Here is a 23,111-nt window from a genome sequence, read left to right as displayed (position 1 = left end):
GTTCTACATTACGTGATATAAACACGGGATTCCACTTCTACGGGATTAGCGGTTATAGTGGCATAATCAGGCGCAGGCATGGAGCCTAAAGCCAACACCCTACGGAAACACAAGACAACGGGAGATGTTCATGACCTGGGAATATGCGCTAATTGGGTTAGTCGTCGGTATCATTATTGGTGCTGTAGCCATGCGTTTTGGTAATCGTAAATTACGCCAACAGCAGGCATTGCAGTACGAACTGGAAAAAAATAAAGCTGAGCTGGAAGAGTACCGCGAAGAGCTGGTGAGCCACTTTGCCCGCAGCGCTGAATTGCTGGATAACATGGCGGACGATTATCGTCAGATTTACCAACACATGGCGAAAAGCTCCAGCAACCTGCTGCCGGGTATGTCGCCGGAAAACAACCCGTTCCGTAACCGTCTGGCAGAGTCTGAAGCAGGCAACGATCAGGCGCCGGTTCAGATGCCACGTGACTATTCTGAAGGGGCATCCGGCCTGCTGCGTAGCGGCGCAAAGCGCGACTAACCGCACATCGTTAAGAAATTTATTGGGCGCAGCAATTGCGCCCTCCGCTTCTCTTCCTGTCCCAGCTATTATTTAGTCGTTAGCCGCATTGTGACCTAACCGAAAATTCAATAACATCAACCTGTTTTGAATCATCTTCCGTTTACTCAAGGTACGAGAGCAGGATCCATGAAAAAACAAACCCAGCTGTTGAGTGCATTAGCGTTAAGTGTCGGGTTAACTCTCTCGGCGCCATTCCCGGCCATTGCGTCGATTCCCGGCCAGGTTCCCGGTCAGGCAGCGCTTCCCAGCCTCGCTCCGATGCTGGAGAAAGTGTTACCAGCAGTGGTGAGCGTAAGGGTCGAAGGCACCGCCACTCAGGGGCAGAAAGTCCCGGAAGAGTTCAAAAAGTTTTTTGGTGATGAACTTCCCGATCAACCTTCACAACCTTTTGAAGGGCTGGGTTCAGGGGTCATTATTGATGCAGCCAAAGGCTACGTCCTGACCAATAACCACGTCATTAACCAGGCGCAAAAAATCAGCGTTCAGCTTAATGATGGCCGTGAGTTCGACGCTAAGCTTATCGGCAGCGACGATCAGAGCGATATCGCACTGCTACAAATTCAGCACCCCAGCAACCTGACACAAATTGCTATTGCCGACTCAGACAAACTCCGCGTAGGTGATTTCGCGGTGGCTGTGGGTAACCCGTTCGGTTTGGGTCAAACGGCCACCTCCGGCATTGTATCGGCTTTAGGTCGCAGTGGGTTGAACCTGGAAGGTCTGGAAAACTTTATTCAGACTGACGCCTCTATCAACCGCGGTAACTCAGGCGGCGCATTGCTCAACCTGAACGGTGAGCTGATCGGTATTAACACCGCGATTCTGGCCCCCGGCGGCGGCAGCATCGGGATTGGTTTTGCAATCCCGAGCAACATGGCGCGCACGCTGGCACAGCAGCTGATGCAGTTTGGTGAAATCAAACGCGGTCTGTTGGGTATCAAAGGCACCGAAATGACCTCGGATATCGCCAAAGCGTTCAAACTGGACGTACAGCGTGGCGCGTTTGTCAGTGAGGTTCTGCCTAACTCCGGCTCCGCAAAAGCGGGAGTGAAATCTGGTGACGTCATTACCAGCCTCAACGGTAAACCGCTCAACAGCTTCGCCGAACTGCGTTCACGCATTGCGACAACCGAACCTGGGACCAAGGTCAAACTGGGCCTGCTGCGTAACGGTAAACCGCTGGAGGTTGAAGTCACCCTCGATACCAGCACATCTTCGTCCGCCAGCGCAGAGATGATTGCGCCTGCGTTGCAAGGTGCCACGCTCAGCGACGGTCAGTTAAAAGACGGCACCAAAGGCATCAGAATTGATAACGTAGAAAAAAGCAGCCCTGCCGCACAGGCCGGTCTGCATAAAGATGACGTTATCATTGGTGTTAACCGCGATCGCGTAAACTCAATCGCCGAAATGCGCAAAGTGCTGGAAGCGAAACCGTCGATCATTGCTCTGCAGGTGGTGCGCGGTAACGAGAGTATTTACCTGCTCCTGCGTTAACGCATGCAACCGGACATCAGCCCCTCGTGTGATGTCCGGTAAACTCGTGATATGCTGCTGCCGTTCCCTTTATTAATGACGCCGCCATCATGTTTGTGAAGCTTTTACGTTCGGTCGCGATTGGTTTAATCGTCGGCGCCATCCTGCTGGCCGCGATGCCCTCTCTGCGAAAAATTAATACGCTTACCGCACCGCAGTTCGACAGTGCAGATGAAACGCCCGCTAGCTATAACCCGGCGGTTCGCCGCGCAGCGCCTGCCGTCGTGAACGTTTATAACCGCAGTATGAACAGTACCGCGCACAACCAGCTTGAGATCCGCACGCTCGGCTCAGGCGTTATCATGGATCAGCGCGGCTATATCATTACCAATAAGCACGTCATTAACGATGCCGACCAAATCATCGTCGCATTGCAGGACGGTCGCGTATTTGAAGCGCTGCTTGTGGGGTCTGATACGTTAACCGACCTTGCGGTGCTGAAAATCAACGCCACTGGCGGGCTGCCAACAATCCCAATTAATAACAAACGCGTGCCGCACATTGGTGACGTGGTACTCGCCATCGGTAACCCGTACAACCTTGGGCAAACCATCACTCAGGGGATCATCAGCGCCACCGGTCGAATTGGCCTGAACCCAACAGGACGGCAAAACTTCCTGCAAACAGATGCTTCCATCAACCACGGAAACTCCGGCGGTGCGCTGGTCAACTCACTGGGTGAATTGATGGGGATTAACACGCTGTCATTTGATAAGAGCAACGATGGCGAAACCCCGGAAGGGATCGGCTTTGCCATTCCGTTTCAGTTGGCGACTAAAATCATGGATAAGCTGATTCGTGACGGGCGCGTGATTCGTGGCTACATCGGCATCAGCGGTCGCGAAATTGCACCACTGCACGCTCAGGGCGGCGGGATGGATCAAATTCAGGGGATTGTGGTTAACGAAGTAGCCCCGGACGGTCCGGCTGCGCAGGCAGGCATTCAGGTTAACGATCTGATTATCTCGGTCAATAACAAACCGGCAGTGTCTGCACTGGAAACGATGGACCAGGTGGCAGAGATTCGACCAGGTTCAGTTATCTCCGTTGTCGTGATGCGTGATGACAAACAGTTGACGCTGCAGGTAACGATCCAGGAATACCCAGCCACCAATTAACGTCACGTCTGGCGGCCTACTGACCATAAAAAAACCGGAGCATGTTGGCTCCGGTTTTTATTAGGCGATATAGTAGAGAGTTAGTACGTAATGCCTGATGGCGCTACGCTTATCAGGCCTACAAATACACGCAGGCCTTTCTTCGCGTTACTTAACGAACTCTTCGCCCAGAGTAATATCTTTTTTCAGCGTATCCAACATGCCTTCCAGCGAGCTTTGTTCAAACGCGCTCAGCTTGCCGATAGACTGACGCTCTTCTACGCCGTTTTTACCCAGCAGCAGCGGCTGAGAGAAGAAACGAGCATACTGGCCGTCGCCTTCAACGTAAGCACATTCAACCACACCTTTTTCGCCGCTCAATGCGCGAACCAGGGACAGGCCGAAACGTGCAGCAGCCTGACCCATAGACAGGGTTGCAGAACCGCCACCAGCTTTGGCTTCCACAACTTCAGTACCCGCATTCTGGATACGTTTAGTCAGGTCAGCGGCTTCTTGTTCGGTGAAGCTTACGCCAGGAATTTGTGACAGCAGTGGCAGGATGGTTACGCCAGAGTGGCCGCCAATAACCGGAACTTCAACGTCGCCAGGTTGTTTGCCTTTCAGTTCCGCAACAAAGGTGTTGGAGCGGATGATGTCCAGCGTGGTCACGCCAAACAGTTTGTTCTTATCGTATACGCCTGCTTTTTTCAGCACTTCTGCAGCGATAGCAACGGTAGTATTCACCGGGTTGGTGATGATACCGATACACGCTTTCGGGCAGGTTTTAGCAACTTGCTGGACCAGGTTCTTCACGATACCGGCGTTGACGTTGAACAGGTCGGAACGATCCATACCCGGTTTACGTGCGACGCCCGCAGAGATCAGTACCACATCAGCACCTTCCAGTGCAGGGGTAGCGTCTTCGCCGCTGAAGCCTTTGATTTTCACAGCAGTAGGGATATGGCTCAAATCAACGGCCACACCAGGTGTTACTGGAGCGATGTCGTACAGGGAGAGTTCTGAACCTGAAGGCAGTTGGGTTTTTAACAGTAATGCTAGCGCCTGACCGATACCACCAGCAGCGCCGAGGACTGCAACTTTCATCCTAAACTCCTTATTATATTGATAAGCAAAATGTCTATTGCTCCGCGGCGGCGACCTTAATTCACAAATCCAATGAATACAACAACCACGCGTCAAGAATGCGTAGTCACGCAAATTTGGCTTTTATGCATTTAACTTACGTAAAATAAAACCTAAGTTACGTAATTCAAAACCACCCACACAGTAGAGCAACTTTCCAACAGGTGCTGACAATATACCCTACCCACCTCTCAAAACAACATCAATTTGATAACATTTAATTTACTTTTAACCTTATTTGCGAGCCGTGACACAGGCATGTTTCTTGATAACGAAATTTGATAAAATTCCGCTCTTTCATAACATTATTTCAGCCTTGAACAAGGCAGACTGTTTGCATAAAAATTCATCTGTATGCACAATAATGTTGTTTCTACCGCCATATTACGGGTGACTTATGCGAAGCTCGGCAAAACAAGAAGAATTAGTAAAGGCGTTTAAAGCGCTGCTTAAAGAAGAAAAGTTCAGCTCTCAAGGCGAAATCGTCCTCGCGTTGCAGGATCAGGGCTTTGATAATATCAATCAGTCCAAGGTTTCACGCATGCTGACCAAATTTGGCGCCGTGCGTACCCGCAATGCGAAAATGGAAATGGTGTACTGCCTTCCGGCTGAGCTGGGCGTACCCACGACCTCCAGTCCGCTGAAAAATCTGGTGCTGGATATCGACTATAACGATGCGGTTGTGGTTATTCATACCAGCCCCGGCGCTGCTCAATTGATTGCACGTCTGCTGGACTCATTGGGGAAAGCGGAAGGTATCCTGGGTACGATTGCCGGTGACGATACCATCTTCACCACCCCAGCTAAGGGTTTTACGGTAAAAGATCTGTACGAAGCCATTCTGGAACTGTTCGAACAAGAACTGTAATACCGCCTCCCCGCCGCCTCGCGGCGGGGGAAAACACTCTCTTTTCATCCCCCTCCTTCTCTTTTCCACTGCTATTGATTTAACAAATGGTGCGTTTAACCATCAAAATACATTCACATGGTGAATATGCAGCCTTAAAAACGCACATTTTGCAAAATTTTGTATCCATATGATTTTATTGAATTTATCCAACAACTGGTGTTTTTAACTCCATTTTTAATTCCGTTTAGTTATAAAAAATATTCTTCTTAACACTTAATACCCGGTGAAACAATTAGCGTGATATTAATTTATCGGGTGATTAGTGTATACTTGATTTTGTGATGAGGGTCACGAAACATAGACCCCAATAAAAGAATTCGACGAGGTAAATATCATGAAAATCAAAACTACTATTGCAACCTTAAGCCTTCTTTCTGTTCTCTCCTTCGGTGCAAGCGCCGCGGTTACTCAGGTGAACTCACAAGAAGCACAGAATCTGCAATCCATCGGTAGCGTCTCCGTCTCTCAGATCGGTAGTTCACCAATGGACATGCGCCAGGCCATCGCCGCTAAAGCTGAAAAAGCAGGCGCCAGCAGCTATCGCGTCACCGAACTCCGTGAAGGTGCTCACTGGCACGCTACTGCAGAACTCTACAAATAAACCCTCGTCGTCTAAGCCCGACGACTTGCCCCCGCCTGCCGGGGGCTTTTTTATGTCTTACATTGAGTGACGCACGTTAAAACGCAACTGCCCTTCCAGCTCTTCTTCCGCTTCATCGAACAGTAAAATCAATGCGCCGTATCGCCTGCGTAGTTTGTCAGGCAAATGGACAAATTCAATTTCCAGCGGCAGCGGCAAGACTTCCCCGATCACCACCTCCCACAGAGAATCCAAATCAACCACCTTTTCCCGCGCCAGACCGAACGTGCGCGTGAACTCGCGATAGAAATCGCCCTGATCTTCTATCTCGTCAAAATCAAATGTATAGATGTTCATCTATAGCCACCATCCCGACGCCAGCTACTCTACAGACCGCCAATATTCAGGGGTCTCTCGCATTTTCAGGTAAGTATAGCCATAAAAAAACCGACGCTTTTAGCGTCGGTTTTCAACTCTTAATTACTGACCAGCGCATGCTGGTATTTGTGCAGCATCCCGCTGAGTCGTTTTACTGGCTCGGTAACCTGCGGTGGTGCTTGCCAGATAATTAATTTTTCCTGGTAGATATCAAGCTCCTCCAGTAACTGGCTAAAGTAGCGTCGGCGCTTGTCGTCATTTCCTGCTGAAATTACGTGATCGGCAGTTCGACGAAGCTGGCGATGGAATGCGGATAGATCCTCGTTTACCGGTACCGGCGCATCACGCAGGCGCTGGTGCGCGATGATCATCGTCAGCGCCAGGCGAAACTTCGCCAGATCGCCGGGAAACTTGTTCATCAGCAAAAAAAGCTGCTGATAAAGTGCTGGAAGATGATTTTCTTTACGACGGACTACGTTGGTGGTCATCGCTGAAACCGCCGCCGAGACAAACTGGTTGAGCAACACGCGGCCCGTTCTGTCACGAGAGTTATCACGCACCAGCAGAATGACGATAAACGCCAACACGCAGCCAACAATTTGCCCCAACGCACTGTCAAGGAACTGGCTAAAGTGAAAGGTCATCGGGTTATCCAGCACAATGATATTAATAGTGCTGGCCAGCGCCCCCATCGATCCCAGCCGTCGTTTCTGTACCTCAATCCCCAGAAAGAATCCCAGCACCGCCAGGCTCAGGCACAGTAGGAACATACTTTGTTGCGTATTGGGGATAATCACCAGGAAATAGAGCGCTCCGAGCGGTAACGCTGCCAACGTCCCATAGATAAAGTCTATCGCCACCATGCGAGGATTTGGCAAACGCATTGCCAGCGAGGTGACGACCGCAATCATCACCATTGCGCCGCTGCCGGAGGTCCATCCGGTCCACAACCAGAATAAGGTTCCCAGCACACAAGAAAGCGTGGTACGCCAGAAGTTAACCATCGCATGATGACGCTCGGCAGACTCCACTTTCACCACCGGCTCACCTTGCAGGATCTCTTCTTCCGTAGCGCTAATCTTGGTATTACTCACCACACCACGTTTGAGCAGCAGGTAGCGCGTCGCAGCCCCTGCCCAGCTGTATATGGTGACCGGCGTTTCGCGCTCGCCAGTCCAGGCAATCACCCGACGCATCCGCTTCAGCTGTTTATGGACATCCTGCGCCGTTTCAACCGACGTATCGAACAACTCGCGGAAAGTATCAGTAATCAGTTCCGGTCGGGTGTTCTGAATAAGATAGGTTTCACAGGACTGCGTGATGAGCGTGAGCGACAGCGTGTTCAATGCTTTAAGCCTGCGGTTAGCACGCCCCCAGCGTGAAGACTCCATATTCAGGTTACTGCGCATACCTTCCAGCGCTGCCGTACGACGGACTAAATCGCCCCAGGCTTTATCCACAACCTCGCTGTCGCCGTGCTTAATGCACAACTGCATCAGTTGATATTGCGCCACCAGCAGGCTGTCCAGCTCAACATCAATCTCTTGTTTTATCGAACGGGGAGAGAAAAGCAGATCGGCCACAATGGCACAGACAATCCCCATCACAATTTCACTGCAACGTTCGAGCGCAAATTGTGGCGTCAGCAGCGGTTCAGCCTGAATGGTAATGACGATGATCAGCGCTGTATAGCCCGAAAGCCCCCAGGCATAGGAGTTCTCGATCTTCACCAGTGACGAGATCCAGGTACAAAAACCGGCCCAGATACAGCACACCAGTATCATCAATAACGGAGCGCGGATCATACTGATGATAATGATCAGTCCGGCAATACAACCGATAAATGTCCCGACAATACGCAGCATGCCGCGATAGCGAATAGCCCCTGAATAGGGTTCCCCACCCGCAGCAAAGGCCGGGCCTGCCGCCACAATAGCTGCAGTCAGCACCGCCCAACGCGGAGTCTCAAGTTGGAAGTGAAAACCAACGAACAGCGCCAGTACAATCGCGCATGCCAGTTTTACCGCAAAGCGGATATGCTGGTTGGCAATGGAGAAAATACCCATCGCGATTAACCAAACTCACGCAGGCGGTGCGCCATTTTACGGAAGAAGGACTCCTGGCTTGCATCACGGTCCTGCTTACCGGTAATGACAACGGTAGCCGTCGTCCCGGCAGGCCACAGAGTTCCCTGCTGCTCATCAAGGCGGATTCGCACCGGTACACGCTGCGCCAGGCGCACCCATTCCAGATTTGAATCAATGGTCGCCATACCTTTTGCATCCTGCGTACTGCTGGCATTTGTTACCCCCGCCGCCACGCTATCAACGGTGCCTTTTAAGACATTATTACTGCCAAGCGGGGTGATCTCAGCACGATATCCAGGGCGAACGCCTTCTAGTTTGGTTTCTTCCATATAAGCCAGCACATAGAAAGAATGCTGTTTGACCAGTGCCACCGCTGTGGAACCACGCGTAATAAATTCGCCGCTATAAACGTTCAGGTTAGTGACCCAACCGTCTGCTGGTGCGCGAATGACGGTACGTTCCAGATCTAATTTTGCCAGGTCGCGGGTCGCTTGTGCTTTCGCAAGCTGGTGTAATACGGTTTGCAGGACGTTGTTTGACTGGTCAATCTCTTCACGAGACATGGCCTGCACGCCCAGGCGGTTACGACGGCCAGCCTCCTGGCGTTTTTCCTGGGCCAGAACCTGATAATAAGAAACATCAGCTTCGGCCTGCTCAAGGGCTTTCTTGTAGCGTGGCTGATCGATGGTGAACAGAATCTGATCCTTTTTCACCAGTTGGTTATCATGGACGTTAACGTTGGAAATAAGACCCGCAACATCCGGCGCAATAGCGACAACTTCCGCGCTGAAACGCGCATCACGTGTCCATGGCGACTCGGTGTAATACACCCATGCGCGAAAAATAGCGATGAAGGCCAGAATGACCAGTACGAGAGTCGTGGCCGTACGGGAGAGTTTTTTTGTTAGTGTTTTCACTTCAACCTCAAACGAACAGGCGCGTTATTAAATAGAACAGGCAGCAATACAGCGCGGTGTTAAACAAAGCCGGATGCCAGACAAAATCATAGATGCCGGTTGGAACCAGCATCCGGCGCACCAGCCAGAAAATCGCCAGTGACAAAAGTAATTCGAAAAAAATCGGTGGGAAGGACAAACCAAACACCACGATAACGGGAAACAGACTCATGTTGACCTTGGTAACTTAAGAGAGTGCAGGTGATAGATTTTCTAGCGTATGTCACCGCAGAGAAGGGCAAGGATGAGCCAGGCGAGAGCGACATAGCTGTTATTTGAATAATAATATATTAACGTAACTGTTATGCTGTTATCTATATTATGTGATCTAAATCACTTTTAAGCCAGAGTGAACAATGGAACGATTAAAACGTATGTCGGTGTTCGCCAAAGTCGTCGAACTGGGTTCCTTCACCGCCGCCGCAAGACAGCTACAAATGAGCGTTTCATCGATAAGCCAGACGGTCTCCAAACTGGAAGATGAGCTACAGGTTAAGCTGCTAAACCGCAGTACACGCAGCATTGGGCTGACCGAAGCCGGTAAAATCTACTACCAGGGCTGCCGGAGAATGCTGCACGAAGCGCAGGATGTTCACGAGCAGCTTTATGCCTTTAACAACACGCCCATCGGCACGCTGCGCATTGGTTGTTCTTCAACCATGGCACAAAATGTCCTCGCCGGATTGACCGCGACAATGCTGAAGGAATACCCCGGTCTGACGGTAAATCTGGTAACAGGCATCCCGGCACCGGATTTAATCGCCGATGGTCTGGACGTGGTTATCCGCGTCGGTGCGTTGCAGGACTCCAGTCTGTTCTCGCGTCGCCTGGGCGCCATGCCGATGGTAGTCTGCGCGGCTAAAAGCTATCTCGCACAGTTTGGTGCCCCGGAGAAACCCGCCGATCTCAGCAACCACTCGTGGCTGGAATACAGCGTGCGCCCGGATAATGAATTCGAGCTTATCGCTCCGGAAGGAATTTCCACCCGTCTGATACCAGAGGGGCGTTTTGTGACTAACGATCCGATGACATTGGTGCGCTGGCTGGCTGCGGGTGCGGGCATTGCCTATGTGCCGCTGATGTGGGTGATCAATGAGATCAATCGTGGCGAAGTGGAGATCCTCCTTCCCCGCTACCAGTCGGATCCGCGTCCGGTCTATGCGCTGTATACCGAAAAAGACAAATTGCCGCTCAAGGTCCAGGTAGTGATTAACTATCTGACGGATTATTTTGTCGATGTGGCGCAGCTTTTTCAGGGGATGTACGGCCGGGGAAAAGAGAAATAAAAAGAGTATTGGCCGGATAAGGCGTTGACACCGCGTCCGGAAAGATGCCCGATAGCACTGGTGCTTATCGGGCATACATCATGATGTTATGCAGTACCACCTACCGTCAGGTTATCCACCTTCAGCGTCGGCTGGCCCACGCCCACCGGCAGGCTCTGCCCTTCTTTACCGCACACACCAACCCCGTTATCCAGCTTCAGGTCGTTACCTACCATTGAAATCTGCTGCATCGCTTCGATACCAGACCCAATCAGCGTCGCGCCTTTCACCGGTTTGGTTACTTTACCGTTTTCAATCAGATACGCTTCAGACGTCGAGAACACGAATTTCCCGGAGGTGATATCCACCTGGCCGCCGCCGAAGTTAGGCGCATAAATACCGTATTCAACGGATTCGATGATTTCCTGCGGCGTGGATTTCCCAGGCAGCATGTAGGTGTTGGTCATACGTGGCATCGGCAGGTGCGCGTAAGATTCACGGCGACCGTTACCCGTTGGCGCAACGCCCATCAGGCGCGCGTTCAGTTTGTCCTGCATGTAGCCTTTCAGAATACCGTTTTCGATCAGCACGTTGTACTGACCCGGAGTGCCTTCATCATCAATAGCCACAGAGCCACGACGGTCCGCCATTGTGCCATCATCCACAACGGTACACAGTTCCGACGCCACCAGCTCACCCATGTGACCGCTGAATACCGAGGTACCACGGCGGTTAAAGTCACCTTCCAGACCATGACCGACCGCTTCATGCAGCAGAACGCCAGGCCAGCCAGCGCCGAGTACTACCGGCAGCGTACCAGCAGGCGCTGCTACCGCGGACAAATTAACTAACGCCATGCGTACGGCTTCTTTCGCCCACGCGTCAGCACGAACTTCACCATCGAGGTCGCCAAGGAAATAGTCGTAGCCAAAACGACCGCCACCACCGCTGGCACCGCGCTCGCGCTTACCATCTTCTTCCACCTGTACGCTTACGGACAGGCGTACCAGCGGACGAACGTCAGCGGCCAACGTACCGTCGGTCGCGGCTACCAGGATCAGTTCATAAACACCGGTCAGGCTGGCGGTTACTTCCTGGACGCGTTTGTCGGCTGCACGGGCCACGCTATCAACGCGACGCAGAATATCCAGTTTCTCTTCGCGGCTCATGCTCTGTAACGGATCAACCGAGGTGTAAAGCGCCTGATGCTCAACCGCTCCCAGCGTTTTTACTTTACCGTCACCGTTGTCACGCACGATAGTACGGGCAGCATGAGCACTTTGCTCCAGCGCCAGCAGGCTAATCTGGTCTGCATAGGCAAACCCTGTTTTTTCGCCGCTGATGGCGCGCACGCCAACACCCTGATCGATATTGTAAGAACCGTCTTTAATGATGCGGTCTTCTAAAACCCAGGATTCGTGATAGCTCGACTGAAAATAGAGATCGCCGTAGTCAAGACGGCGTTCGGCCAGTTGGCCCAGAATGGCAAACAGATCCTGATGTTTCAGGCCATTCGCCGCTAGCAATTGTTCACTTACCAGGTTCAGACTCATCGTTTTGGTACTCATTAGTTTCTGTTGTAGGCCTGATAAGACGCGCCAGCGTCGCCATCAGGCACTTCAATGCCGGATGGCGGCGTGAACGCCTTTTCCGGCCTACGGACTGCGGTAGAAGATCACTGTACTGAGATTGGGGCAATTACTCGCCCCCGTCAAATCATTGCTGGCTTTCTTTGCGCGGCTGGCGCAGAACTTCGTTAATCTGCGGCTTATCGACCGGACCGGTGATGCGATAGCGCAGAATCGAAACTTTGCTCCACAATGGTCCCAGAACCTTACTGGCAGCAAACACCGCCGCGCCGACAATCGGATTGACAGCAAACGCAGCGGCAACCCCTACGGTGGCAGAAATTTCAGGCGCGACAATGGCTTCCATATCCAGCTCCCGACGGACCAGGTTCACTGAGCCTTTCATCGCAATGTCTGCCTCCAGACCGTCCACCAGCGTGTCGTCGGTATGCATCACGCCATCTTTGATCCACGCCGTACTGCGAATCGAGTCGAAATAGAAACCTTCACTGAAGGTATCGCTAAAATCAAAACGCAGTTTACGTAGCAACGCATCAAAGCTCAGCAGTCGCAATAGTTGCCCCGCATGTCCGGTGCTGAGTTCAGTAAGCTCACCTTTGCCCAACCGGGTACGCAAAATCCCATTCAGCGAAGCTTCATCCGGATCCCATGGCGGGTTACGCCAGTGCAGGTCATACTCCACGTTGAACGAAGAGTTACGAATCGGGGTCGATACGCCAAAGAAACTGGCAGCGGAGTCAATTTTATTACCGCTCAGTTTACCCTTCAGTGACGTTCGTTCTTTGCCCGGCGCATTCACCCACACGCCATCGGTGGTCAGTCTGGCAAATCCCGTATCCAACAGACCGTTGCTCAGCGTTAGCGTGTCGCCTTTAATTGCTACATCGGCGTCAATACGCCCATATTTCTGTCCCCACATCCAGCACTCGGCACAGCGTAACTGAAGGTCCGGCCAGCCGCGGAAGCTGAAGTTGTCCACGGCGGAAAACGGCGAGGCTGGTGTGTTGCCCGGTGACGCTTTCGCCGCGCTGGGGTTGTAATAAAGATACTTAATATTGGCCAACCATGGCGCATTATTGCGCATCGCCAGCGTGGCGTTAATTTCACGACCCTGCGCCTGTACGATAGAGCCATTGCTCGCAGGCTCAGACACAATACTCAAATTATTCCACTGCTGACCGCCCAGGGATAACGATGGCGTACGCACGGTGATGCGTTGTGGGAAGTTGGCATTAGTGCCAACGTTATCCGCTGCGCCTTTTTGGAACAATGCCAGCCATTGCGCGCCATCCATAGGGGGAAGATTAAGCTCAATGCCTTGCTGATCGGGTAACGCGGGCACAGTGCGGCTTTCCGACGTCCAGATAGCGCGGTCAAGCGTCAGTTTCTGATTCAGCAACCAGCGGCTGTTAAAGTGGTTCTTACTGCCAGCATTACCGGTCAGTTCAAAGCTGCGCAGATTGCCGTTAGCCTTAACGTTTACCGGCAACGCCTCACCGGCCGCTTTATTCAGCGGAGCAGGTAAGTGACTACTTACATTCTTCAGGTCACCCTTTAGCTCAATGTCGTAGGTCGGCCCGGCATGATACGGAAGATCGATACCCACCTTGCCATTCCACGCCATGCTGCCACGTAACGCATCGTTGACCTGCGCCGGTAAAATCCCCATGCGGGTTGGTTGCCAGTCGCCTTGCAGGTTCACGGCTACCTGATAGGCTTTCGCCCCTTCGGTGGTGGAGAAGTCGACGTTCAGCGGCTGATTAAACCAGTTCGCCGTCATCGGCTCGCTCTTCAGATCGCCGTTGATAAAGCTGAATTTACCATTCAAATTCTTCATCGTACTGTCGAGCGGTTTAATAAACAGACTGTTATTACGCAGGTTGACGTCGCCTTTGGCGGTAACCAGCGAGCCGTCTAGCGGAATATCAAGATGTAAGCGAGCATTCACATCACCGTCAATTTGCAACTGTTCCAGCGTGGCGCCGAGAGAATCCTTCAATGGTGTCTCATCAAAATAAGGTCCAACCGCCTTGCCTGGCCCGTTGATATCGGCATCAATCAGCAGCTTTTCTTTTGCATAGTCGGGAATATTAGCCGTCAGGTTACTGGCCTTCACGCCGCCCAGATTGACGCTATCCGTCTTCATCCACAGGCCATCGTTAATGAAGTTTAGTTCGATATTAAGATCGGTTAGCGCAGGCCAGTCGGGCTGGAAAGCAAATTTCGCATTGCGTAGCGGCACCAGGACCTGAAACTGCCCTTCGTTGTGCAGATACGGGAACAGATTCGGGTTACCGCCATACACCAGCGTGGCGTTATCCGCCTCGCCGCCCTGAATAGCGCCGCTGAGGTAGTCAACCAGCTCTTTACCCATCAGGTTTTCCGGGAAGTAGCGCCAGGCCTGAGAGCCATCGTCGGTACTGATACCGGCCAGGATGCCCAACCATGGCTCATCATCAGCCGGTTGCAGATAGCGAAAACCACCGCGCGCATGTACCGCTTTCGCTTTAACATCAATGTTGCGCCCGTCTAACTGGAAGCCTTTATCATTCTTCAGCCAGCTTAGCGTCGCCACGCCGTTCTCTATTTCCAGCGGCGCGCGGAAGACGGTTTCATACGGCATTTTTGCTTGTTTCATGGAGGCGGTGAGCGCCCCATTTTCAACGCTTCCCGCAAGCGTACCGGAGAAATGTTCTGCCCCCGGCAGCAGCTTCCACTGTTTCCAGGCCAAATCGGTCCACGAGGACAGGAAGCGGGTTTTTTCTGTCGCCTGTAACGGGATATCCAGCGCAAGCACATCTATTTTGCCGCTGGGTTGCGTGGCCCGCCAGATATCACCCAGCGCAGGCGATAACCTGGACGCCATCGGACGCAGTCCTTCTAACCCGGCCAGTTCCAGATTACTGGCGCGAATGCGTAGCTCATCACTGCGTTTGTTATTCTCGCCACCGACTTCCTGCTCAGGGATCCAGGCCAGCGTTAATGCCCCGCTCGGCCAGGGTTTATCATCCATGGTGATACGGGTATCGGGAATAGAGAATTGCCAGCCCGCTTCTTCACGGCTGATGTGCGCCGTCAGATTATCGACGGAGAGCGTGTGCGTACGATTTTCACCCAGCCAACTTGCCCCGCCTTTTTTTAGCCAGACATCGCCACCAGAAACGACGCCTTTGCTGATCGTCATCCATGCTTCCAGGCTAAAACGCGCGGTTTGCAGCGCGACATTATCCTGCATCCATTTGCCCAACCACGGTTTGACGTCGATGTCGTCTGCCTGCAGCCAGACCCGACCGTTATTCAACAGCCCTTCGTCATCACGCAGATCCATACGCACCTGCATAACGCCGTGCTGTCCGGTCAGGCTGGAGAGGCTGACCTGACCCTCGGCGCGATGCCGATTTTTACCGTTCAGCCAGGTAAGCTGGGGGATCGCCAGTTCAGCACGTTGACCTGAGAGGGTTATAAAGCTGATATGGCTGTCGCGTAGATCGAAATGATCAAACTGACGCAGGAAGAGATCGCTGAGATGGCCGGTTTCAATCCCATCTCCGCCTTCGCTGCGCTGGATAGGAGTATTGGTGCGCAACTGAAGTTGCCAGAAGGTGAGATCGCGAAACTGCCAGCGCATGTGCAGCAAACTTTGCCAGACATCCAGCGCCAGCGTGACGCGTTTTACCGAAAATTCTCCCCCATCTTTCAGCTGCGCATGGATATTACGCGCTTCAAGCGTAGGACCGAAATTTTGCCAGCTGGCAGAAAGCTGGCTGGCGGAAACAGGCAGACCTGTGGCGGATTCAATCTTGCCAAGAATAGCCGGACGCCAGCTATCAAGATGAGGTAACGCAAGGCGCAGTCCACTGACCAACAGCGCTGCGATGACAACGAATGCGGCTCCAGTGAGCAGTAAAATCCCCGGCAATCGCCTCACGCGCCTCTCCTTGTCTACCAAAAAATATGACTCACACCCCTTGAGTGAATATTGCCGGATAATGGCGCTTGCGCCTTATCCGGCTTACATACGCGGGTGCCACTACACGATTTACATCATGACGACGTCGAACTGCTCCTGGTTATACAGCGGTTCGACTTGTACTTTGACCTGTTTGCCGACAAAGATCTCAACTTCCGCCAACGCGTGTGACTCTTCACCTTTCAGGGTTTCAGCCACTGCCGGAGAGGCATAAACCAGGAAACGGTCAGAGTCATATGCATGGTGTACGCGCACGATTTCGCGCATGATTTCATAGCATACGGTTTCCACCGTTTTCACCGTACCACGCCCATGGCAGGTCGGACACTCGTTGCACAGTACATGCTCCACGCTTTCACGTGTGCGCTTGCGTGTCATCTCCACCAGGCCCAGCTGTGAAAAACCGTTAATGCTGGTTTTTACGCGATCCTTGCTCAGAGCCTGCTCCAGGGAGTGCAGCACCCGGCGACGGTGATCTTCATTATTCATGTCGATAAAATCGATAATGATAATACCGCCGAGGTTACGCAGACGCAGCTGACGAGCAATGGCCTGCGTTGCTTCAATATTAGTATTAAAGATAGTGTCGTCGAGATTACGATGCCCAACAAACGCGCCGGTATTGATATCGACCGTGGTCATCGCTTCGGTTTGATCGATGATCAGATAACCGCCGGACTTCAGCTCAACTTTGCGTTCCAGCGCGCGCTGGATTTCATTCTCTACGTCAAAGAGATCAAAAATAGGCTGGCGCCCGCTGTAATGTTCCAGCTTGCTGGTCATCTCGGGGATATATTCCGCCGTAAATTCCAGTAATGCCTCATAGGTCAGACGGGAGTCGACGCGGATGCGGTCAAGCTGTGCATCGGCAAAGTCACGCAACACGCGCTGTGCCAGTGCCAGTTCACCGTACATCTGGTAGCGCGTTTGCGGGCGCTTTTTACGCTCCATGACTTTCGTCCAGACGCGCTTCAGGTAGGCAGCATCCGAGGCAAGATCCTCTTCACATACGCCTTCCGCCGCCGTGCGAATGATGAATCCACCCTGCTCATCGCAGTAATCCGCCACCACTTTTTTCAGGCGTTCGCGTTCGGTTTCGCTTTCAATACGTTGGGATACGCCAACGTGCGACGCCCCCGGCATAAAGACGAGATAACGGGAAGGCAGCGTGATGTCCGTCGTCAGGCGTGCGCCTTTAGTTCCCAACGGATCTTTTACCACCTGCACCATCAGATCCTGACCCTGGCGCACCAGTTCAGAAATGTCGCGTACGGTGAACTGTTTTTGTTCTTCACCCGCCACGCATTCGGTGTGCGGCATGATGTCAGAAGCGTGAAGAAATGCGGCTTTATCCAGTCCAATATCTACAAAAGCCGCCTGCATACCCGGAAGTACACGACTTACACGACCTTTGTAGATATTGCCTACGATTCCGCGTCGCGCCTCACGTTCAATATGAATTTCCTGCAGAATACCGCCATCAATGTAAGCCACCCGAGTTTCCGATGGCGTTACGTTTACCAACAATTCAGCCGTCATGTTTATCCCTTTTCTCACGCAGTGCGTTAAAATTGGTCAGCAACTCATACGTTTCTACCAGCGGTAAGCCGACTACGGCGTGATAGCTGCCATTTATCTTCCTGACAAAACAGCCACCCAACCCTTGAATACCGTATGCACCTGCTTTATCCATTGGTTCACCGCTGGCAACATAGCCCGCGATGTCCTCATCGGTTAGTGCTCTGAATGTCACTTCCGTCACTACCAGGCAGTCCAGACTGTGCTGGCGATCGGCCAGTGCCACGGCCGTCATAACTTGATGCGTTTTGCCCGACAGTTTGCGCAGCATTGCTGCGGCATGGTCGGCGTCGTGCGGTTTTTCCAACACTTCGCCATTAAGGATAACGATGGTATCCGCACCCAATACCGGCAAATCGCGCTGTGCCAGTACTACGCCAGCCTGCGCTTTTTCGCGCGCCAGACGGGAAACGTACTGCTGCGCGCTTTCCTGCGGGTGCCGCTGTTCTTCAATCCCAGGGACCAGTCGTTCAAACGTAACACCAAGCTGAGCGAGCAACTCCTGACGACGTGGAGAACCTGAAGCAAGATACAGAGTATTCATATCAACCTTATTGCACCGCAAACTGCTGACGGACTTTACGCATCAGTAAGAATAGCCATGGCCAAAGCACACCATTCACTACACTACTCCAGAACACTTCAGGTCTGAAAGAGACGTTGATCACTAAAAACTCGGCCCAGAAAACAATAATATCCACGACCAGTGATAACAACATGACCACCAGCGCCTGTTGCCAGAGCGCGAGGTTGCGGAATAGCTGGAATTTCAGCGCGACCAGATAAGCAATGATACTCATCGACAATGCGCGCACGCCAAGCGTGGAGCCGCTGATGAGATCCAGTATGGCACCCACCACAAATCCCGTGCCCACATTTACGCGATGCGGCAGCGCCAGGATCCAATACAACAAGATGAGCAGCACCCAGTTTGGCCGGAAAACCAGAATGTCATCCGGCCAGGGCATGACTTGCAGCAACAGTGCAATAAGGAACGAGAGCCAAATCACCCAACGTCCCTGGCTACGATAGCTTGCCACTTACTGTCCTCCCGGCTTACGCGGAGCAGGTTGTGGCGGCGTGGTATCTGCGGGCGCTGGAGCCACGCCTGTTGCAGGTGCTGGCATCGGCGCAGGCGGTCCCATGGTATCTGGTGCAGGCAGAACTTGCGGCATCATTTGCATCAGACGTTCATTAGCAACGCGGTGTACTTCTTCCGGCGTCATCGGGTTTGCGCCATTACGATCGGCACCCCACAACAGCAGCAGATAGCGCAGACGCTGCAGACCCGCAGTCGGGCGAGCCTGAATCACAGTATAAGCGCGCTGAGTGTCCAGCTTAACGGAAGAAACAACAGCAACCGGATAACCTTCAGGGAAACGTCCACCCAGACCCGAGGTGACCAGCACATCGCCAACGCGAATGTCGGTGTTGGCCGGCAGGTGTTCGAGCTGAAGATCGTCGGTGCAGCCGTTACCCGCAGCGATTACGCGGATATCATTACGCAGTACCTGAATAGGCAGCGCATGCGTCGCATCGCAAATCAGCAGCACGCGGCTGGTTAATTTAGCCACTGCCACGACCTGACCTACTACGCCTTTGTCGCTAATAACCGGCTGGCCTTCGTAGACGCCGTTAACGCTCCCTTTGTCGATCACGACCTGATCGCTGTAAGGGTCATTAACCGTTGAGATGACCTGCGTCACCATCTTTTGTTCGTCCTGACGCAATGGCGATCCCAGCAGCTCACGCAAACGCGCGTTCTCCTGTTTGTATTGCCCCAACATCAGTAGTTCGCTGTTTTTCAGCAGCAGTTCCTGACGCAACGCACGGTTTTCAAGTTCGAGTTGGTCACGCGAAGCCAGCGTTTGCGACACGCCGTCGAGTAATTCACGAGGACCATTTGAGATAAAGTAGAAAGGACTGACGGCGGTATCCATGTACGTTCGGATTTGACTAAACGTACCCAGGCGGCTGTCGGCAATAATAACGCCGAGCGCCACCAGCACCGCCAGAATAAGGCGAATCTGTAGCGACGGGCCACGGCTAAAAATTGGCTTCATAGTCTATGCGTATTCTCGTATCAGAGCGGAAGGGCAACCCGCGGGGGCTACCCAACCTGCATCCGATTACTCTTCGCTGAACAGGTCGCCGCCGTGCATGTCGATCATTTCCAGCGCCTTGCCGCCGCCGCGCGCCACGCAGGTCAGCGGATCTTCAGCAACAACAACTGGAATACCGGTTTCTTCCATTAACAGACGGTCAAGGTTACGCAGCAGCGCACCACCACCGGTCAGCACCATACCGCGTTCGGAGATGTCAGACGCCAGTTCCGGCGGGCACTGTTCCAGTGCAACCATTACTGCGCTCACGATACCGGTCAGCGGTTCCTGCAGGGCTTCCAGAATCTCGTTGGAGTTCAGGGTAAAGCCGCGCGGAACGCCTTCAGCCAGGTTACGACCGCGAACTTCGATTTCGCGCACTTCGTCACCCGGATAAGCGGAACCGATCTCGTGTTTAATACGTTCTGCGGTCGCTTCACCGATCAGGGAACCGTAGTTACGACGAACATAATTAATGATGGCTTCATCGAAGCGGTCGCCGCCAATACGGACAGAAGAGGAGTAAACCACGCCATTCAGGGAGATAACGGCAACTTCAGTGGTACCGCCACCGATATCCACAACCATTGAACCGGTTGCTTCAGAAACTGGCAGACCCGCACCGATCGCGGCCGCCATCGGCTCTTCGATCAGGAAGACTTCACGAGCACCTGCGCCCTGAGCTGATTCACGGATCGCACGGCGTTCAACCTGAGTTGCTCCAACCGGTACACACACCAGTACGCGCGGGCTTGGGCGCATGAAGCTATTGCTGTGCACTTGCTTGATAAAGTGCTGGAGCATTTTTTCAGTCACGAAGAAGTCAGCGATAACGCCGTCTTTCATTGGGCGAATTGCAGCGATATTGCCCGGCGTACGACCCAGCATCTGCTTCGCATCATGACCTACTGCAGCCACGCTTTTCGGCGAACCGGCACGATCCTGACGAATGGCCACAACAGAAGGCTCATTCAATACGATGCCTTGTCCTTTTACATAAATAAGGGTATTCGCGGTACCCAGGTCAATGGACAGGTCATTGGAAAACATGCCACGAAATTTTTTCAACATACTAAGGGATAATCCTGAAAGCTGGGGCGGAAAACAAAATCCGCTTACTTTACCAACCACACGCAGCAGCGACAAGGCGCAAAAATCATCTGCTACGGTGAAAATTAGTGCAGTTCGTTTCCTTTGTTACAAAACCGGCCTGAGTCCATCAGGGCTGAATAAATCAGCAGCACTCCTCGCTTTTGTTTGCAACCTGTCAAAGGTCATTCACCTGCATGTTTGCTGTTACAACCTGGCGAGCAGGCAAGCACACCCCCAGAAGGCACAGCGCGCGTTATTCTACGTGAAAACAAATTAAACGGCAGGTTAAACCGAGTATCTTTGCGAATATTTTTTCACGTTAGTGTCAAGTGGTTGTGATGCGGCAAAAAAATCCCCTTGCCCACCTGCAACTCCGCGTTCTGTCAGCGTATGCCACTCACTACGCGAACGTACGCCCGTGGCGTAAACCTGCGTGGGTGTTCCCGAACAGGCCTCCACCAGGCTTTGAACCAGAAGCTGATTTTCCGTTCGCTTATCAATGTTCCTCACCAGACTTGGATGCAGCTTCAATAACTCAACGTTAAGCTCTTTGATCCAACTGGTGCTCACCAGCGTTAACCCCGCCTGCGTAACGGCAATACGCACGCCCAGCGCATTCATCAATCTGATGACGGGCTGTAACCGGCTGATATGTTGACAGACATCTGCCTCAGCAAGTTCAATAATTATGCGTTTGCGTAATGATTTTTCGCACTGCATCAGCGTATCACGCAGCCAGCGCTGAAAACGTGGACGAATAAGCGATTCAACCGTTGTCTGCATCGCCAGATTTTCCTGCGGCCAGTAGCCCAAAAGCAGGATCAGACGGCTTATCTGCAAACGGTCATATTCTTCTGCCAGACCAAATTGCAGGACCATCGGCATATATTCCGCCGAAATGACCTCTTCGTTGCCATCAAAAATACGGCACATCAACTCCCGATGGTGCACCCGGCCTTCACGCGTTACGGCAGGCTTTTGATAAATTCTCGGCCCGCCCCGGCTAAGCATCTGTTCGATAAGCGTACGCCAGCGTACGTTGCCCCGACCTTTTTCCGGCAGCGAGTCATCATAGACCGACCAGCTATTTCCGCCCTGCAATACCGAATTCCGGGTGGCGGCTTCAGCATGATCCATCACTTGCTCCGGCGACTGACCGCTGCGGCAAACGCAAATGCCAATATGAACCATATCGGCACGATCGATCATTTTATTAGCCGGAAGTGCATCTACCGCTTTTAATAATTGCCCGGCAATGCTTTCCGCCTCTTTCAACGTGCGGTGTGGCAGCAGGATAGCAAAATCGCTACGGTGGTAGCGCGCCAGCAACGCGCCCGGATATCGCGTCATAAAAGTCGACAACAAATTGATCAGCGTCGAGATTTGTTCTTCTGCGAGGGTGATTCCCCAGCTATCGCGCAGCAGCGTAAAATCCGGCAGGCGCACCATCATCACGACGCCATGCGAGCCTACTTTTTCCTGATCTTCCAGCAGCGTGGCCAGTTGGTTATCAAAGAACAAGCGGTTGCTTAGCCCGGTTTTTGTATCCTGCGCGACATAGGAACGAATCAGCGTATCCAGGCGGCTGCGTTGCTCGCGGGCATTTTGAATTTCAGTCAGCAGCATATCGAGCGCACTGCTGGTACGCGCAGGCCATTCATAGACCGTTCCCCGCACGTTCGGCCCACGCTCGCCGTTCAGAATACGCGTGGAACGAATCTCCAGCAGTTCCTGACCTGAAAGCTGGCGCTGAAGCCAGCGCACAGACAAAAAGAGCATCAGAATAATGAAAGCAATGGCTATCGTGAGCGGTGCGGTGGTCAGTAGCGAATGGAAATAGTTACCCATTGGATCCTGATAAACCAGACGCAATGACATACCCGGATGCTTGACCAACGGTACGGTAATCTCGCGGTAGAGATTGTTCGTCCCTGCCGGTCGGTAGCTGCTGGTGCGTGAGTGGTCATACACCACATTTCCGCCCTGCAACAGTTCGATGCGCACGATATCAACAGAAACCATCAGCTCATCGATTTGCGGGGTTAACGTAACGACATCTCTGGAGACCAGATGCGTATCAATCGCCGTCGCGACCGCATGAACGCGCGTGGTGAACTTATATTGAATAGCGTTGTAGAAACTCAGCGAACAGCCGATCAGAGTCACGAAGATCGTTAACCCAGTAAGCAGCGTGACAAAAGCTGAAAATTTCGTCGTTAATCGCATCCTTGTGTTAACTCCGACAGTTATGAAACAGGCC

19 protein-coding genes are annotated in these 23,111 nt (G+C 52.6%); 6 read left to right on the top strand and 13 right to left on the bottom strand.

The genetic code is table 11. From position 1 onward, the window contains the following. Positions 1-130: 130 nt before the first annotated feature. The 3 genes from zapG to degS all read left to right on the top strand — a co-directional run bounded on the left by zapG (position 131) and on the right by degS (position 3,222). Positions 131-529 carry a Z-ring associated protein ZapG gene (gene zapG, locus OGX89_RS01305; protein WP_003025147.1) on the top strand — a complete coding sequence of 133 codons (399 nt, stop codon included), beginning with the start codon at positions 131-133 and terminating at the stop codon, positions 527-529. Between the two features lie 168 nt (positions 530-697). Beyond that, positions 698-2,065 carry a serine endoprotease DegQ gene (gene degQ, locus OGX89_RS01300; RefSeq protein WP_003828805.1) on the top strand — a complete coding sequence of 456 codons (1,368 nt, stop codon included), beginning with the start codon at positions 698-700 and terminating at the stop codon, positions 2,063-2,065. Positions 2,066-2,154: 89 nt separating this feature from the next. Then, positions 2,155-3,222: an outer membrane-stress sensor serine endopeptidase DegS gene (degS, locus tag OGX89_RS01295; protein WP_003025154.1), complete on the top strand. Its 1,068-nt coding sequence runs from the start codon at positions 2,155-2,157 to the stop codon at positions 3,220-3,222. A 147-nt stretch (positions 3,223-3,369) separates the two neighbouring features. On the opposite strand, the gene mdh is transcribed toward degS, so the two are convergent. After that, positions 3,370-4,305 carry a malate dehydrogenase gene (gene mdh, locus OGX89_RS01290; protein ID WP_008785953.1) on the bottom strand — a complete coding sequence of 312 codons (936 nt, stop codon included), beginning with the start codon at positions 4,303-4,305 and terminating at the stop codon, positions 3,370-3,372. Positions 4,306-4,741: 436 nt separating this feature from the next. Here mdh and argR point away from each other — a divergent pair, with 436 nt between their 5' ends. Both argR and yhcN read left to right on the top strand, forming a co-directional pair. Then, on the top strand, positions 4,742-5,212 hold the full coding sequence (gene argR, locus OGX89_RS01285) for a transcriptional regulator ArgR (protein WP_003025162.1): 471 nt from the start codon (positions 4,742-4,744) through the stop codon (positions 5,210-5,212). 376 nt (positions 5,213-5,588) lie between these two features. Continuing rightward, positions 5,589-5,855 (top strand): peroxide/acid stress response protein YhcN, encoded by a 267-nt coding sequence (yhcN, locus tag OGX89_RS01280; RefSeq protein ID WP_003828812.1) that lies wholly within the window; start codon positions 5,589-5,591, stop codon positions 5,853-5,855. Positions 5,856-5,912: 57 nt separating this feature from the next. Here yhcN and OGX89_RS01275 read toward each other — a convergent pair whose 3' ends face one another. From OGX89_RS01275 to aaeX, 4 genes are all read right to left on the bottom strand, one after another. Next, on the bottom strand, positions 5,913-6,191 hold the full coding sequence (locus OGX89_RS01275; RefSeq protein WP_003025168.1) for a barstar family protein: 279 nt from the start codon (positions 6,189-6,191) through the stop codon (positions 5,913-5,915). A 119-nt stretch (positions 6,192-6,310) separates the two neighbouring features. Continuing rightward, positions 6,311-8,278 carry a p-hydroxybenzoic acid efflux pump subunit AaeB gene (gene aaeB / locus OGX89_RS01270; protein ID WP_003828813.1) on the bottom strand — a complete coding sequence of 656 codons (1,968 nt, stop codon included), beginning with the start codon at positions 8,276-8,278 and terminating at the stop codon, positions 6,311-6,313. 5 nt (positions 8,279-8,283) lie between these two features. Continuing rightward, on the bottom strand, positions 8,284-9,216 hold the full coding sequence (gene aaeA / locus OGX89_RS01265; RefSeq protein ID WP_003828814.1) for a p-hydroxybenzoic acid efflux pump subunit AaeA: 933 nt from the start codon (positions 9,214-9,216) through the stop codon (positions 8,284-8,286). Between the two features lie 7 nt (positions 9,217-9,223). Then, positions 9,224-9,427 (bottom strand): p-hydroxybenzoic acid efflux pump operon protein AaeX, encoded by a 204-nt coding sequence (gene aaeX / locus OGX89_RS01260; RefSeq protein WP_003828816.1) that lies wholly within the window; start codon positions 9,425-9,427, stop codon positions 9,224-9,226. Positions 9,428-9,611: 184 nt separating this feature from the next. On the opposite strand from aaeX, the gene aaeR reads away from it, so the two are divergent. Then, positions 9,612-10,541 (top strand): HTH-type transcriptional activator AaeR, encoded by a 930-nt coding sequence (aaeR, locus tag OGX89_RS01255; RefSeq protein WP_003828817.1) that lies wholly within the window; start codon positions 9,612-9,614, stop codon positions 10,539-10,541. Between the two features lie 86 nt (positions 10,542-10,627). Here the strand turns inward: aaeR and tldD are convergent, their stop codons facing one another. The 8 genes from tldD to csrD all read right to left on the bottom strand — a co-directional run bounded on the left by tldD (position 10,628) and on the right by csrD (position 23,077). After that, entirely contained in the window at positions 10,628-12,073 is a 1,446-nt protein-coding gene (gene tldD, locus OGX89_RS01250) for a metalloprotease TldD (protein WP_003828819.1), read from the bottom strand. Between the two features lie 163 nt (positions 12,074-12,236). After that, on the bottom strand, positions 12,237-16,037 hold the full coding sequence (gene yhdP / locus OGX89_RS01245) for an AsmA2 domain-containing protein YhdP (RefSeq protein WP_126956960.1): 3,801 nt from the start codon (positions 16,035-16,037) through the stop codon (positions 12,237-12,239). 111 nt (positions 16,038-16,148) lie between these two features. Beyond that, entirely contained in the window at positions 16,149-17,618 is a 1,470-nt protein-coding gene (gene rng, locus OGX89_RS01240; RefSeq protein WP_003828822.1) for a ribonuclease G, read from the bottom strand. Then, complete coding sequence (locus OGX89_RS01235) at positions 17,608-18,201, bottom strand: Maf family protein (protein ID WP_057067977.1); 594 nt, start codon at positions 18,199-18,201, stop codon at positions 17,608-17,610. Before OGX89_RS01235 ends, rng begins: the two co-directional genes overlap by 11 nt. Positions 18,202-18,208: 7 nt before the next feature. After that, positions 18,209-18,697: a rod shape-determining protein MreD gene (mreD, locus tag OGX89_RS01230; protein ID WP_003025196.1), complete on the bottom strand. Its 489-nt coding sequence runs from the start codon at positions 18,695-18,697 to the stop codon at positions 18,209-18,211. Next, positions 18,698-19,720, bottom strand: coding sequence for a rod shape-determining protein MreC (gene mreC, locus OGX89_RS01225; RefSeq protein WP_003828827.1), 1,023 nt, complete (start codon positions 19,718-19,720; stop codon positions 18,698-18,700). 66 nt (positions 19,721-19,786) lie between these two features. Further along, positions 19,787-20,830 (bottom strand): rod shape-determining protein MreB, encoded by a 1,044-nt coding sequence (mreB, locus tag OGX89_RS01220; protein WP_000913396.1) that lies wholly within the window; start codon positions 20,828-20,830, stop codon positions 19,787-19,789. 306 nt (positions 20,831-21,136) lie between these two features. After that, on the bottom strand, positions 21,137-23,077 hold the full coding sequence (gene csrD / locus OGX89_RS01215; protein ID WP_003828829.1) for an RNase E specificity factor CsrD: 1,941 nt from the start codon (positions 23,075-23,077) through the stop codon (positions 21,137-21,139). Positions 23,078-23,111: the final 34 nt, after the last annotated feature.

Source organism: Citrobacter sp. Cpo103 (assembly GCF_030332605.1).
GTDB lineage: Bacteria > Pseudomonadota > Gammaproteobacteria > Enterobacterales > Enterobacteriaceae > Citrobacter > Citrobacter portucalensis.
Note: the sequence above shows the minus strand (reverse complement) of the source record. Positions and strands in the feature narration are given on the sequence as shown.